At 39.9% G+C, this 16,093-nt stretch carries 14 protein-coding genes; all 14 read left to right on the plus strand.

The features are described from left to right. The first annotated feature begins 11 nt into the window (after nucleotides 1-11). Genes HHK02_RS08540 through whiA form a run of 14 tightly spaced genes read left to right on the plus strand, consistent with a single transcriptional unit; the run spans nucleotide 12 to nucleotide 15,962 of the window. Nucleotides 12-815, plus strand: coding sequence for a (Fe-S)-binding protein (locus HHK02_RS08540; protein ID WP_180374502.1), 804 nt, complete (start codon nucleotides 12-14; stop codon nucleotides 813-815). After that, nucleotides 816-1,748, plus strand: coding sequence for a thioredoxin-disulfide reductase (gene trxB, locus HHK02_RS08545; RefSeq protein WP_181462297.1), 933 nt, complete (start codon nucleotides 816-818; stop codon nucleotides 1,746-1,748). Next, nucleotides 1,749-2,918, plus strand: coding sequence for an ArgE/DapE family deacylase (locus HHK02_RS08550; protein ID WP_085719627.1), 1,170 nt, complete (start codon nucleotides 1,749-1,751; stop codon nucleotides 2,916-2,918). It begins immediately after the preceding gene. Then, a complete protein-coding gene (locus HHK02_RS08555) occupies nucleotides 2,919-3,803 on the plus strand; it encodes an amino acid ABC transporter substrate-binding protein (protein WP_087215718.1) in 885 nt (294 codons plus the stop codon). Further along, the gene (locus HHK02_RS08560) at nucleotides 3,804-4,310 is read left to right on the plus strand and encodes an acyl-CoA thioesterase (protein WP_003670450.1); all 507 of its coding nucleotides are present in this window, start codon (nucleotides 3,804-3,806) and stop codon (nucleotides 4,308-4,310) included. It abuts the gene before it with no gap. Further along, nucleotides 4,311-6,035 (plus strand): phospho-sugar mutase, encoded by a 1,725-nt coding sequence (locus HHK02_RS08565; protein ID WP_003670449.1) that lies wholly within the window; start codon nucleotides 4,311-4,313, stop codon nucleotides 6,033-6,035. Next, on the plus strand, nucleotides 6,036-6,674 hold the full coding sequence (locus HHK02_RS08570; RefSeq protein ID WP_003666416.1) for a YfbR-like 5'-deoxynucleotidase: 639 nt from the start codon (nucleotides 6,036-6,038) through the stop codon (nucleotides 6,672-6,674). Beyond that, a complete protein-coding gene (locus HHK02_RS08575) occupies nucleotides 6,675-6,947 on the plus strand; it encodes a hypothetical protein (protein ID WP_003670446.1) in 273 nt (90 codons plus the stop codon). Beyond that, on the plus strand, nucleotides 6,948-8,963 hold the full coding sequence (gene uvrB, locus HHK02_RS08580; RefSeq protein ID WP_181462298.1) for an excinuclease ABC subunit UvrB: 2,016 nt from the start codon (nucleotides 6,948-6,950) through the stop codon (nucleotides 8,961-8,963). It abuts the gene before it with no gap. Continuing rightward, nucleotides 8,964-11,828, plus strand: a complete 2,865-nt coding sequence (gene uvrA / locus HHK02_RS08585) for an excinuclease ABC subunit UvrA (protein WP_003670443.1) — start codon at nucleotides 8,964-8,966, stop codon at nucleotides 11,826-11,828. Further along, the gene (locus HHK02_RS08590) at nucleotides 11,829-13,160 is read left to right on the plus strand and encodes an APC family permease (protein WP_181462299.1); all 1,332 of its coding nucleotides are present in this window, start codon (nucleotides 11,829-11,831) and stop codon (nucleotides 13,158-13,160) included. It abuts the gene before it with no gap. Beyond that, nucleotides 13,161-14,033 carry an RNase adapter RapZ gene (rapZ, locus tag HHK02_RS08595; protein WP_012390509.1) on the plus strand — a complete coding sequence of 291 codons (873 nt, stop codon included), beginning with the start codon at nucleotides 13,161-13,163 and terminating at the stop codon, nucleotides 14,031-14,033. Beyond that, nucleotides 14,034-15,020 carry a gluconeogenesis factor YvcK family protein gene (locus HHK02_RS08600; protein WP_003670440.1) on the plus strand — a complete coding sequence of 329 codons (987 nt, stop codon included), beginning with the start codon at nucleotides 14,034-14,036 and terminating at the stop codon, nucleotides 15,018-15,020. After that, nucleotides 15,021-15,962 carry a DNA-binding protein WhiA gene (gene whiA, locus HHK02_RS08605; protein ID WP_181462300.1) on the plus strand — a complete coding sequence of 314 codons (942 nt, stop codon included), beginning with the start codon at nucleotides 15,021-15,023 and terminating at the stop codon, nucleotides 15,960-15,962. The last annotated feature ends 131 nt before the right edge of the window (nucleotides 15,963-16,093 follow it).

A 16,093-nucleotide genomic window follows, 5' to 3' on the forward strand; every position in this document is an offset into this window, starting at 1 on the left:
TGCACGCATGTATGAAAGTCTGTATTTTTTCTACTTGTATTGTTGATCTGCTTTATCCAGGTGTCGGAAAGGCAACGGTTGAACTTCTCCAACGTTTTGGCTGCGAAACATTTTTCCCCGATAAACAAATTTGCTGCGGACAACCAACTTATAATAGCGGTTATGATCGTGAAACAATTGCTACATTTAAAAATCAACTCGATGCCCTTTTAAGTATTGACGCCGATTATATTGTTGGGCCTTCTGGATCATGTGTTGCCATGCTTCATGAATACAAGAACATTTTCAAAGATGATCCAGAGTATTCGAAGAAAGCGCAAATTCTTTATGATAAATCTTTTGAACTAACGCAATTTATTTACCGGGTTCTCGGTATTCTTGATTGTGGTGCAGAACTAGATGATACAGCAACCTTTCACCGTTCTTGCCACATGACCCGTCTTCTTGGTGAACGGACAGCCCCCATCGTTCTACTTGAACATGTTAAAGGACTTGAGCTTATTCCCCTTCATAACATTCAATTATGTTGTGGCTTTGGTGGAACATTCTCTGCTAAAGAACCCCTTCTCTCTGAAGCGATGGTTGATGATAAAGCAAATAATGTTTTGAAGACGAAAGCACATATTCTTATTGCTTGCGAGCAAACATGTTTAATGAATATTGGTGGACGAATTAACCGTCGCCGTGATGGCTCTCATATTACAATTATGCACATTGCTGAGGTCCTTAATCATAACGTTGATACTAGCCGAATCACTTATGTCAAAGATACGGATCATGTAATGGTACCAGCAAACGGAAACGGGGTGTTTTAGATGGCTGAAAATAAGCAATATGATGTTGTAATCATCGGTGCTGGGCCAGGTGGAATGACCGCAGCGATGTATGCATCACGAGCAAACCTATCTGTCTTGATGCTTGATCGTGGAATTTACGGCGGAAACTTGAATAATACTGCTGAAGTTGAAAATTACACAGGATTCAAGAGTGTGAAGGGCCCTGAACTTGCCCAACAAATGTATGAAGGTGCAACTCAGTTTGGCGCAGAATATGCTTATGGAACAGTAACTAAAGTAGAACTTGATGGTGACTTAAAGAAGATCACTACTGACATGGATGAAACATATACTGCAAAGGCGGTTGTTATCGCTACTGGCTCTGATCAGCGCCACCTCAATGTTCCAGGAGAAGAAGAATTTGGTGGCCGTGGTGTTTCATACTGTGCGGTTTGTGATGGAGCCTTCTTTAAGGGAAAGCATTTAATCGTTGTTGGCGGTGGTGATGCAGCTGTTGAAGAGGGAGTTTACTTAACGCAATTAGCCTCCAAAGTAACAGTGCTTGTTCGTCGTGATGAGCTCCGGGCTGAACCAATTATTCAAGCAGAAGCGATGAATAATGACAAGATTGAGTTTGTTTATAACACTAGTGTGACTGAAATTGTTGGGGATGATATTAAAGTAACAGGTGTTAAAACTCATAATAATAAGACTGGTGAAGATGGTGAAATGGCTGCAGATGGTGTCTTCATTTATGTTGGTAATTTCCCAAAGACCGCTGCTTTTAAGAATTTAGATATTCTTGATGATCAAGGCTGGGTAAAGACTGATGAGCGAATGCGGACAGCAGTACCAGGTATTTTTGCCATTGGGGACGTTCGTGAAACACCATTACGACAGGTTGCAACAGCTGTTGGTGATGGAGCGATTGCTGGCCAGCAAGTTTATCAATACATTAAATCGATAGATTAATTGGAAAATGATGAAAAAATAAAACTATTACAGAAGTTAATTCAGATTAATACAGTAAATGGTAACGAAAAGGACGAAGCAAGTTATATTAAAAGGACCTTAGAAGATCATCATATTTCCTGTGAATTAGTTCCTTTTGCACCCAATCGCACCAATTTAATTGCGGAGATTGGTGATGAAAAGGGGCCGGTACTCGCTCTTTCTGGACATTTAGATACGGTAGCTGCAGGTGATTTCCAAAAATGGACATATCCACCATTTGCTGGCCAATTAGTAGACGGTAAAATCTATGGTCGGGGAGCAGTTGATATGAAGTCGGGATTGGCAGCCATGGTGGGTGCTTTAATTGAGCTTAAAGAAGCAGGTTTGCCAAAACATGGAAAGGTTCGCTTGATTGCCACTGTTGATGAAGAAGTTGGTGGTCAAGGTTCTCTTGAAATGACTGATAAAGGGTACGTTCATGATGTTGATGTGATGGTAATTGGGGAAGCAACTACTGGCCAAATTGAATATGCTCACTGTGGCTCTTTTGATTATATTGTTGAGTCTTGTGGAAAATTGGCTCATAGTTCGCAACCAGAATTGGGAATTAATGCTGTTACAAATCTAGTGAAATTTATCAATAAAGAATCACGGGCGTTTGACGATGCAGCAGTAAGTCCCACCCTAGGAAAATTAATTCATAGTGTGACTGTCTTTCATGGTGGAGAGCAGTTAAATTCAATTCCTGATTACGCATATTTGAAGGGGAATGTTCGCACGATTCCAGAATGTGATAATCGGGAAACAGGAAAAAGACTACAATCAATCATTGATGAGTTAAACAAGGAGACAGGGGTTGAATTAAAACTAAAGATAGTTGCTAGTTTTATGCCAGTGGTTACAAATAAGCAAGATCGCTTCATTGCACTTGCTCAAACGGCAATTAAAAAGGTTAGCGGCAGGCAACCGGATGTAGTGATTTCTCATGGGGCAACGGATGCATCCCGCTATGTTTTAGACAATCACAATTTTCCAATAATTGAATACGGACCAGGGATTGAAAAGTTATCACACCAAATTGATGAACGTATTGCGCTTGATGATTATTTAACGGCTCAGCAAGCTTACGTTGAAATTGCTAAACAATATTTGAATAATACTAAAGACGATGAACAGGCTAGTAGTTAAATGAAGAAAAAGATAATTAATTTCGGATTAGTTTTAATATTGCTTTTACCTTTAATTGTTTTTGCAAGTGGCTTTAAGATTCAAAATGAGAATTACCGGGCAAACCACACAGATACGTGGGAAAGAATAAAGAAGCGGGGAACATTACTTATCGGGGTTGATGATACCTTTGTTCCGATGGATTTTCGAAAAAAGAACGGTCAATTGGTTGGTTATGATGTTGATTTATCTCGCGCAGTTGCGAAAGTTTTAGGATTAAAAGCTGATTTTCAGTCAATTGATTGGTCAATGAAGGAAACCGAATTAAAAAATGGCACAATTGATTGTATTTGGAACGGTTATACAGCTACTCCTTCCCGACAAAAACGAATTGCATTTAGCAGAGTTTATGAGCTATCTGGCCAATCATTGGTGGTACGAAAAGATAGTAAAATTAAAAATTTCGCGGATATGAAAGGAAAGACGTTGGGAATTCAAGAAAGCTCAACTGCTCAAACTGATTTTGACAAATATCCCCAAGTATTGAAGAAACTAGTTAAAGGACAGAAGCCAATTCTTTATCAAGATAACTCGAGTGCTTTCATGGATCTGCAAGCAGGCCGCACACAAGGAGTACTTGCCGGGACTGTCTATGCCGGCTATTATGCGACCCACATTGCAAATAATAATAATTATAAATTGATTTCAGCATCTGCTTATCCTGCAGACCGGGTTGCGATTGGAATGAGGAAGGGGGACCGGACGCTTATTAATAAAATTAACTATGCTCTTGGGGTTCTTCAAAAAGATGGTACCTTACGACGGATTAATAAAAAATGGCTAGGAATTAATAGTAATTATCTGGGACCGGTTGCTGAATTTCAAAAATCCAACAATAATCGTTAAATGGGTGCAATCAAATGTAATGATACATTAGCGGTGTCAATTCATCGGATTCGTAATTCAGATTTAAACGAACACGGGACAGTATACGGGGGACGAATCTTGGAATTAATTGATGGTCAAGCCTCGGTAGCAGCAATGCGAGTAGCTCGAACAACAGTTGCAACAGTATCAATGGATGAGATCCAATTTCTGCGACCATTTGACCTTCAAGATTCAATGTGTATGGAGGCATACGTTACCGGCTTTGGGAAGCGATCAATTGAAGTATTTACAAAAGTAATTGGTGAGCACTTGATGACCGGTGAACGTTTCCTCGGCTTTTATTGTTTTATGACTTTTGTAATTCTTGATCCTGAAAAACAAACGGCATTTAATAAATTAATTCCGGAAACTGAAGAGCAAAAGACGTTAATGGCAACATATTCTCAACGTGTTAAGCAACGGCAAATCCAGCGGCAAAAACAGCAAGAATTTCTGCCTCATATTTCAATTTCCAAGCCGTGGTAAGTGAGCTGGAAAGATACTTATAAGGTTTGGCAAGAACGAACAGATCTTGAATCAGACTTAAAGCAAGAATTAGCTGCAATGAGCGACGATAAAGAAATTGAAGATGCCTTTTACGGTCCATTATCATTCGGAACTGCAGGAATGCGGGGACTAATGGGACCAGGAATTAACCGGATGAATGTTTACACTGTCCGTCAAGCAACTGAAGGTTTGGCAACTTTAATGGATTCATTGGGTGATGATATTAAAAAACGAGGAGTCGCTATTGGTTACGATTCTCGGCACAACTCCCGTAAATTTGCTCATGATGCTGCTCGTGTATTAGGTGCTCATGGGATTAAGGTTTACATCTATGATAATTTACGCCCAACGCCTGAATTGTCATTTGCAGTTCGTCACATGGGGACTTATGCGGGAATCATGATTACCGCTAGTCATAACCCTAAGGAATACAATGGTTACAAGATTTACGGTGAAGATGGCGGACAGATGCCACCTAAAGAATCTGACATGATGACAGGTTACATCCGTAAGATTGATGATATTTTTGACATTGCTTTAGCTGATGAACAAGAAATGCTTGACAATGGTTTGGAAACAATCATGGGTGAAGATGTTGATGCTGCATACCTTGCTAATGCTAAGGGTGTAACTGTTAACCCTGAATTAGCCAAGGAATACGGTAAAGATATGAAATTTGTCTTTACCCCATTATGTGGAACTGGCCGAATGCTTGGTGAACGGGCATTGCGTCAAGCTGGTTTTACAAATTATGAAATGGAACCAACTGAAGCACAACCAAATGGTGATTTCCCTGGTTTGGAACATCCTAATCCAGAATTCCCAGAAGCATTTGTTCGTTCCATTGCCCTTGGCAAAAAAGTTGATGCAGATGTGTTGATCGCCACGGACCCTGATGCTGACCGGCTTGGATGTGCAGTTCGTCAACCAGATGGTGAATATCAATTGCTAACTGGTAATCAAATTGCTTCTATCATGCTTGCCTACATTCTTGAAGCGCATAAACAAGCGGGAACCTTACCAAAGAATGCTGCTGCGGTAAAATCAATTGTTTCTACTAACTTCGCTGCTAAGATCGCAGAAAGTTACGGCGTTGAGATGATCAATGTTTTAACTGGTTTCAAGTGGATCGCTGACCAAATTCATCAATATGAGACTGGAAAAGCTGATCATACCTTTATGTTTGGTTTTGAAGAAAGTTATGGTTACCTTATTAAGCCATTTGTTCGTGACAAGGATGCTATCCAATCCTTAACTTTACTTGCTGAGGTTGCCGCTTATTACCGTAGTCGTAACATGACCCTTTACGATGGCTTACAAGAATTGTTTAAGAAGTACGGCTACTTCCGCGAAAAGACAATTGCTAATACTTATGCTGGTGTTGATGGCCCAGCTAAGATTAAGGCTTTAATGAAGAAGTTCAGAGAAGAAGCCCCAACTCATTTTGCCGGTCATCAAGTAGTAGTTACTGAAGACTTCGCTAATGGGACTAAAACTACAGCTGATGGCGAAGTAAGTGAATTAGGTATCCCAGAATCAAATGTATTGCGTTACATTCTTGATGATGATACTTGGATTGCTATTCGTCCATCGGGAACTGAACCAAAGCTTAAGTTCTACATTGGTACAAGTGCTGATACCTTAGATAAGGCAAATGAAAAATTAGCTGATTTCGAAAAGGCTTTACAAGAGTTTGCTGAATAAGTGGGAATGCATGAATATCTGAAAAGTTTAAGCGACCTCGAAATGATTAACCGTGCTCCAGGATATTTTAAATTTGAGGAACACAATGTGGCTGCCCATTCATTTAAAGTAACGCAAGCAGCACAAATGCTTGGTGATATTGAAGAACAAGCCGGAAATGAAATTGATTGGCGTTCTTTATATGAAAAAGCTCTTAATCATGACTATACAGAGCGATTTATTGGTGACATCAAAACACCGGTAAAGTATGCTACCCCTGAATTGCGCTCAATGCTGGCGCGGGTTGATAAATCATTAACAGAAAACTTTATTCAATCTGAAATTCCGGCTGAGTTCCGGGCAGCTTATGAACGACGATTTGCGGAAGGGAAAGATGATACTTTAGAAGGTAAAATCCTCGCGGTTGCTGATAAGATTGATCTTATGTATGAATCATTTGGTGAGATCCAAAAAGGTAATCCTGAACCAGTTTATATGGATATTTATAAGTCGAGCTTGACGGCAATTATGGATTTTCGTGATATGGCTAGTGTCCAGTATTTCCTTAAGAAGATTTTACCAGAATTATTAAAAGATAATGCAGATGGTAATGCTAAAAACCAATTAGCAATTATTACTACGCAAATTATTCAACAATAAATGACACCAAGTTTATTTGCAGGAACATTTGCAATTTTAGTATTGTGGCTAATCGTTGATATTATCTGGGAATTGAGTCGACCAAGAGACATTGTAATGCGGCGCCTCTGTGCTTGGCTTAATCTTATTGCGATTATTGGTGGTTTTTCTGTATTTTATGGAGTAACCCATTTTGATAATGCTAATCTTGTTCCGTGGTTTATTTGTTTGAATTGGATTAATGTTGTTGCCGCGGGCTTACAATTTTACTTTGGTTACTTTCGGCATAATTAATTGATTTACCGGCAACCAGATAAAAAATTTGAACTAGTGTCAGAGTACAAACCAACCGGCGATCAGCCCCAAGCAATTAATCAATTGACAAAGGGGATTGAAGATGGTGAAAAAGCTCAAATCTTATTAGGAGCAACAGGAACAGGAAAAACATTTACAATCTCAAATGTGATTGCCAATGTTAATAAGCCAACTTTGATTCTTTCCCATAATAAAACTTTAGCTGGACAGCTCTATGGTGAAATGAAAAAATTCTTCCCTCACAATGCGGTTGAATATTTTGTTTCCTACTATGACTACTATCAACCGGAAGCATATGTTCCATCTAGTGATACTTATATTGAAAAAGATGCGTCAATTAATGATGAGATTGATAAGTTGCGGCACTCTGCCACCACTTCCTTACTGGAACGAAATGATGTAATTGTCGTTGCCTCTGTTTCTAGTATTTTTGGATTAGGGGATCCTCGAGAATACCAAAATAGTGTTCTTTCTTTGCGCGTTGGTCAAGAAATTGAACGTGATCGATTGTTGACTGAACTGGTTAATATTCAATTTGATCGCAATGATATTGATTTTCAACGGGGGCGTTTCCGCGTTCGTGGCGATGTAGTTGAAATCTTTCCGGCGTCGCGTGATGAACGAGCATTGCGAATTGAATTTTTTGGGGATGAGATTGATCGGATTCGTGAAGTTGATGCGCTGACAGGCGAAGTGATTGGTGACCGGGACCATGTTTCTATCTTCCCGGCTACTCACTTTATGACTAATGAAGAAGTCATGGATCGGGCATTGCCACAAATTGAAGCTGATATGAAGAAACAAGTAAAGAAGTTTACTGATGAGGGAAAGCTTCTTGAAGCAGAGCGAATTCAACAACGGACAACTTATGATATTGAAATGATGCGTGAGATGGGCTATACCAATGGAATTGAGAATTATTCGCGTTACATGGATGGTCGAAAGCCCGGCGAACCTCCCTATACCTTATTAGATTTCTTCCCTAAAGATTTCTTATTAGTTGTTGATGAATCCCACCAAACCATGCCGCAAGTACGGGGAATGTATAACGGGGACCGAGCGCGGAAACAAATGTTAATTGATTATGGGTTCCGCTTACCAAGTGCTCTTGACAATCGACCATTAAAACTACCAGAATTTGAACAACATGTTAATCAAGTTGTATATATGTCTGCAACCCCAGGCCCATATGAAATGGAACAGACAGACCACGTTGCTCAGCAAATTATTCGACCGACTGGGTTACTTGACCCAACAGTTGAGGTTCGCCCGGTAATGGGACAGATTGACGACCTAGTTGGTGAAATTAACAAACGTATTGAGAAAAATGAACGTGTTTTTGTTACGACCCTGACGAAAAAGATGTCCGAAGACCTTACTGATTATCTAAAAGATATGGGGTTAAGGGTCAAATACCTTCATAGTGATATTAAGACTCTTGAACGAACGCAAATCATTCGTGATCTCCGTCTTGGTAAATTTGATGTTCTTGTTGGAATTAACCTCTTGCGGGAAGGGCTAGACGTTCCAGAAGTATCCTTGGTCGCCATTCTTGATGCCGATAAGGAAGGCTTTTTACGTAATGAACGTTCACTTATTCAGACGATTGGTCGCACGGCCCGGAATGAGAATGGGGCAGTAATTATGTATGCTGATACCGTGACTGACTCGATGCAAAAGGCAATGGATGAAACAAAGCGGCGACGGACGATTCAGATGAAATACAATGAAGAACATCATATTACGCCGCATACAATCATCAAGCCAATTCAAGAAGCAATTACTGTTACTAAGAAAGCAACGGATGAAGCTGAAGCAGATAACAGTGCTGAATTTACTGACAAAGATTTTGCAAAGCTAGATAAAGAGGCCCAAGCAAAGATGCTGGATGAATTAACAGAGCAAATGCGCTCTGCTGCTAAACGCCTTGACTTTGAACAGGCTGCTACGCTTCGTGATACGATAATGGAATTAAAGACAAAAGCAAAAAAATAGGTGGCAAATGATAAGATCATAATTCATGGGGCACGGGCTCATAACCTAAAAAATATTGATATTACTATTCCGAAAAACAAGTTAGTCGTTATAACTGGCCTATCGGGTTCTGGAAAGAGTTCTTTAGCTTTTGATACATTATATGCAGAAGGACAACGACGCTACGTGGAAAGTTTATCGGCTTATGCGCGGCAATTTTTAGGCCAGATGGATAAGCCAGATGTAGATTCGATTGACGGGTTATCTCCAGCAATTTCAATTGACCAAAAAACAACATCCCATAATCCGCGTTCAACGGTCGGAACCGTGACTGAAATTAACGATTTTCTCCGCTTACTATGGGCACGGGTTGGTACACCAATTTGTCCGAACGATAATATTCCAATTACTAGTCAGTCACCAGAACAAATGGTGGATCGGGTACTAGAATTGCCTGAACGGACACGTCTGCAAATTCTTTCGCCGGTTGTTCGTGATAAAAAGGGAACACAAAAGAAAGTCTTTGAAACAATTAAGCGTGAGGGATTTGTCCGAGTTCAAGTGGATGGCGAAACTTATGACCTTGATTCAGTCCCTGAATTAGATAAAAATAAAAAACATACGGTTAACGTCGTGATTGATCGAATCATCATCAAAGAGGGAATTAGGTCGCGGTTATTTGACTCCTTTGAATCAGCGCTCCGCTTAAGCGATGGTTATGCAATTGCTGATGTGATTGGTGGAGATCCAATTCCATTTTCTGAACAATATGCTTGTCCCATTTGTGGCTTTACAGTTGGTGAATTAGAGCCACGGTTATTCTCCTTTAATGCTCCTACTGGTGCTTGTCCAGAATGTGAAGGGTTAGGATTGAAGCTCGAAGTAGATATTGATTTAGTAGTCCCTGACCGAACAAAGACCTTAAAAGAAAGGGCGATTGTTCCCTGGAATCCAATCTCATCGCAATACTATCCCCAAATGTTAGAACAATTCTGCAAGTCGGTTGGCATTGATATGGATACTCCTTTCAATAAGTTGCCTAAAAAGCAACAACAACAGATTTTGTACGGTAATGGTGAAACGCCATTTCACTTCCATTATGAGAATGACTTTGGTGGCATTCGGGATGTCGATGTGCCATTTGAAGGTGTTATCAATAATATTAGCCGACGATACCGGGAGACTAACTCAGATTTTACAAGGGAACAAATGAGAAAGTATATGACTGAGCTTCCATGTCCAGTTTGTCATGGTTACCGGCTAAACCAGCGGGCCTTAGCAGTAAAGATTGATGGGCGAAATATCGGTGAAGTTTCCGCTTTATCAATTAGTGATTCCCTTGAATTCTTTAAGAGCATCAAACTTTCTGCACAAAAAAATGAAATTGCTAAGCCGATTTTAAAAGAAATCATTGATCGATTAACCTTTATGAAAAATGTTGGTGTTGAATATCTAACTTTAAGTCGCTCAGCACGAACTCTTTCAGGGGGAGAAGCTCAGCGAATTCGATTAGCAACCCAAATTGGTTCTAATTTATCAGGAGTAATGTATGTCCTTGATGAGCCGTCAATTGGACTTCATCAACGAGATAATGACCGTTTGATTGAGTCGTTAAAGGCTATGCGTGACCTTGGTAATACACTTGTTGTTGTAGAACATGATGAAGATACAATGCGCGCGGCCGATTACATTGTTGATATTGGCCCTGGAGCTGGTGAAAATGGAGGCCAAGTGATGGCAGCCGGAACTCCTAAGCAAATTATGCGATCACGGAAATCCTTAACTGGCCAATACTTATCAGGGAAAAAATTTATTCCAGTACCTCAAGAGCGTCGAGGAGGTAACGGTAAGAAAATTACTATTACAGGAGCAGCAGAAAATAACTTAAAGGATATTACAGTTGATTTTCCACTTGGTGAGTTTATTTGCGTAACGGGGGTTTCTGGTTCAGGGAAGTCAACCCTTGTTAATATGATTCTCAAAAGGGTCTTGGCACAAAAATTGAATAATAATTCAGCAAAACCTGGTAAGTACAAGTCGATTAGCGGGGTCGAAAATATTGAGAAAGTTATCAATATTGATCAATCGCCAATTGGTCGTACTCCACGAAGTAACCCTGCAACTTATACGGGAGTCTTTGATGACATCCGTGAATTATTTGCCCAAACCAACCAAGCTAAAATGCGTGGTTATACTAAGGGGCGTTTTAGCTTTAATGTTAAGGGTGGGCGCTGTGAAGCCTGCCGCGGGGACGGAATTATTAAAATTGAAATGAACTTCTTGCCAGATGTTTATGTGCCATGTGAAGTTTGTCATGGAACACGTTATAATTCTGAAACACTTGAAGTTGAATACAAGGGCAAGAATATTGCTGAGGTCCTTAATATGACTGTTTCGGAAGCTCTTGAATTCTTTAGTGCGATTCCAAAAATTAAGCGCAAATTGCAAACTATTGAAGACGTTGGGCTGGGTTATGTTCACCTTGGTCAACCAGCAACTACCCTTTCAGGTGGGGAAGCTCAACGAATGAAATTAGCAGCTGAACTTCACCGGCAGTCTCACGGTAAGAGTTTCTATATTTTAGATGAACCAACTACTGGATTGCACATGGATGATATCAAGCGCTTATTAGCTGTCCTGCAGCGGTTAGTCGATGCGGGAAATACTGTTTTAGTGATTGAACATGATTTAGATGTTGTGAAATCAGCGGACTGGTTAATTGACCTTGGCCCTGAAGGAGGAGCTGGTGGAGGTAATGTTGTCGCTACCGGAACACCAGAGCAAGTAGCAGAAGTAAAGGGAAGCTACACTGGTAAATATTTAAAAGAGATGCTCGAACGTGATCAAAAATGGGCAGAAGAACGAGAAGCCAAGCAAAAAAAGTAGATGAATCAACAGCCAACAGATGAACTAAAAAGGTCGCTTGGATTCTGGTCCGCTATTTCGATTGTTATTGGGACAATTATTGGATCGGGAATATTCTTTAAACAAGGATCTGTTCTTGATAGCGCTGGCACATCTACTCTTGCAATTGCAGCCTGGGTATTTGGAGGAATTATTACTTTAACTGGTGGATTAACAGTGGCGGAAATTGGTGCCCAAATGCCATATACCGGGGGACTATATGTCTATATTGAAAACTTATATGGCCGCCTTTTAGGATTTTTAGCCGGGTGGATGCAAGTAATTGTTTATGGGCCAGCAATTATTGCTTCGGTTGCCGGATTCATGAGTATTTTAATGGCAAACTTCTTTGGTTTAGGAACCCAGTGGCGAATACCTTTAGCAGTGATTACAGTGATTGCCATTGGCGTAATGAACCTTTTTGAAAATAAAGTTGGGGCAATTTTTTCGATTGTTACGACTGCCGGAAAAATGATTCCAATTGCGGCAATTATTATCTTTGGTTTGTTCTGGGGGCATCAAGATGCTTTTGGTCAAACGGTTACCGAAATTCACCAATCAACTGGTGGGTTTGGGGTAGCAGTTTTAGCAACCTTATTTGGTTATGATGGTTGGATTTTAATCGCAAACCTTGGGGGAGAAATGAAAAATCCCCAAAAATTATTGCCACGAGCTATCATTTTAGGGATTACTGCTGTTCTTATTATTTATACTTTAATTACTGTTGGGATTCTTAAGTTCCTTCCAGTTAACACTATTCATCGGCTAGGTGAAAATGCAACTGCATACTTAGCGGTGAAAGCTTTTGGCGCAATTGGAGGAAAATTGCTGTCAGCCGGAATTATTATTTCGATGATGGGGACTTTGAACGGGAAAATGATTACTTTCCCCCGGATTGTATACGCAATGGCGCGTCGTCATGATTTGCCATTCTCACGCTATCTCGCATATATCACGCCAAAGGGTAAGTCACCAGTAGTCGCAACGATGTTTATTATCATTCTTGCAACGGTTATGATGTTCTTCTTTGACCCTGATCACTTATCAGATTTGTGTGTGTTTACCGTTTATTGTTTCTATCTTTTAGCATTCTTTGGGATCTTCATTTTAAGACATAAGAATAAGGGACCGCGCCCATTCAGCACACCGCTTTACCCCTTAGTGCCAATTATTGCGATTGCTGGTGGAATCTTTGTCCTCGTAAGTGAAGTTATGAATGATCCTGCTGGTGTAATTCTTTTTATTGGAATCGTCATCGTAGGATTACCAATCTTATATATTGTTAAACGAATGGATCAACGACGGATGCATTAAATGGTAGATAAAAAATTAAAAGTAGTAATTATTACAGGGATGAGTGGTGCGGGGAAAACCGTTGCCGTTCATAGCTTAGAAGATTTAGGATATTTCGTAATTGATAACATGCTTCCTGGATTGGCAGAACGTTTTGTTGATGTGATAGAAGATTCGAGAGAGTTTGATAAAATCGCCATGGTAATGGATATGCGTTCACGCGGATTTTACGATGAGGTTTTACCAAACTTTGAAAAACTGAAAAAACGGGCTGATTTAGATGTGAAACTACTCTTCTTAGATGCTAATGATGTCACGTTAATTTCACGTTATAAGGAAACAAGACGTTCTCATCCCTTATCTCCACAAGGTCGGATACTTGATGGGGTAGAATTAGAACGAAAGCTTTCAACAGATCTTAAGAGTCAAGCGGATATAGTAATTGACACCACTAATGTGACACCACGAAATCTAAAGTTAAGGCTTAATAAATTATTCGGACATGGTGAAGGTAATGACTTTTATGTTGAAGTAATGTCATTTGGGTTTAAATATGGGTTGCCACTTGATGCGGATATCGTAATGGATGTTCGTTTCCTCCCTAATCCATTCTATATTCCAGAATTAAAGCACTTAACGGGAAATGATCCAGCTGTTCAAAATTATGTTATGCAGAGTCCGCTGGCTAAGGAATTTTACCAGCATTTACGGTCGCTCTTAGAGATTGCTCTTCCGGGTTACATTAAGGAGGGAAAGAGCAGCCTGACCATTGCAATTGGGTGTACGGGCGGTCAACACCGGTCCGTAACTATTGCTAACAAATTATCTGCTGATTTAAAAGAAAAGGGATATAAAGTAAATACTTACCATCGCGATATTGAGAAGGCAAAGTAAATGTTGCATAAACCAAAGATTGTAGTGATTGGCGGAGGAACTGGTCTACCGGTTGTCCTTCGTGGATTGCGCGATCAAAATGTTGATGTTACGGCAGTCGTAACAGTAGCTGATGATGGTGGTTCTTCAGGAATTTTACGAAACTATATTAACGTGGTTCCACCTGGTGATATTAGAAACGGTTTAGTTGCGTTATCAGAATTACCTGATCTCGAACTTGATATTTTTCAATATCGTTTTAAGAGTAGTGACCAGTTCTTTGCCGGGCATGCGATTGGTAATTTAATTATTTCTGCTTTGTCTGAGATGAAGGGTGGTATTTTTACCGCTGTTCAAGAGTTATCAGAAATGATGAAGATTAATGGACATATTTATCCTGTTGCTAATGAGCCGTTGACCTTAAATGCTGAATTTACAGACGGTACAAAGTTAAGTGGTGAATCGGAAATAACGGCTGCCCATAAGCAAATTAAACGGGTCTGGGTAACGCCTTCTAAAGATAATGATGGGCATCCTGCTCGTCCTGTGTCAGAGGTTATAACAGCAATAAAGAACGCAGATCAAATTGTCCTTGGCCCTGGAAGCTTATTTACTAGCATCCTGCCAAACTTGATGATTTCTGAAGTAGGGCAAGCTGTTTACGAAAGTAAGGCTGAAGTTGTCTATATTTGCAATATTATGACGCAAAAAGGTGAAACGGATAACTTTACAGATGCTGATCATGTTCGGGTATTAAACCATCACCTTGGGAAGAATTTTATTAATACGGTCTTAGTCAATATTCAACCTGTTCCAGAAAATTATCTTGATTTTCAGGAATGGAATGAAATTTCTCAACCAGTTAAGCATGATTTCCAAGGGCTACGAGCACAGCATTGTCGTGTAATTAGTTCAAATTTTCTGCGGCTAAAAGACAATGGTGCCTTCCATGATCGCGATAAAGTTGTAGCAGAATTAATGAATCGACTTCACCAAGTTCACGAGTAGATGTCATATGCAAGCGAAGTAAAGAAAGAATTAACGGGAATTACTGTTCATCGGGATAATGCAAAGGCAGAATTGATGGCCCTTATTCGGATGAACGGGTCGATTGGCATTGCTGACCACCAGTTAGTTTTGAATGTTCAGACTGAAAACCCGGCAATTGCGCGACGAATCTATTCACTTTTAAAACAATTTTACGGGGTAGAAAGTGAAATCGTGGTTCGTCGTAAAATGAAATTAAAAAAGAATAACCAATATATAGTTCGCTTACGCTATCATGCACGACATGTCTTAGATGATCTTGGTATTTTACAAAATTATCAAATTAAAGAACAAGTACCTGTAGAATTACTTAAGGATGAATGGATGGTCCGTTCATATCTAAGAGGTGCGTTTTTAGCGGGGGGATCAGTGAATAATCCTGAAACTTCTCGCTACCACTTGGAGATATACTCCCTTTATGAAGAACATAATGAGATCATTGCTCAGATGATGAACAAGTTTGGCTTGAATGCTCAAACAACCGCTCGCCGTAGTGGTTTTATCGTTTACTTGAAAGAAGCCGAAAAAATTGCGGATTTTATGTCATTAATTGGTGCAACTAATTCAATGCTTCAATTTGAGAATGTTCGAATTGTACGAGATATGCGGAATTCAGTTAACCGATTAGTAAATTGTGAAAATGCTAACCTGAATAAGATTGCGAATGCGTCAACGCGCCAAATCGAAAATATTGAATTTATTGATTCACGAGTAGGTCTTAACAGCTTACCTGATAAGTTGCGGGAAATTGCAGAAACGCGATTAGCCCATCAAGAGGTTAGTCTAAAAGAATTAGGGGAATTGGTTCCTGGTGGTCCAATTTCCAAGTCGGGTGTTAACCATCGTTTACGTAAATTGAATGCTTATGCTGATGAGTTGCGTGCATCGCAGGTTAAACAATAAGGGACTGTGACATAAGTTAAGTTACTTTCATAAAAAGCAAATACGCAGTACAACAATGGCCTCTAATGTCCGGCAAAGCCGAACGTTAGAGGCCTATTGTTGCTTGCGGGGGCTCGAAAACGAAGTCACAA

Source organism: Limosilactobacillus reuteri (assembly GCF_013694365.1).
GTDB classification, from domain to species: domain Bacteria; phylum Bacillota; class Bacilli; order Lactobacillales; family Lactobacillaceae; genus Limosilactobacillus; species Limosilactobacillus reuteri_E.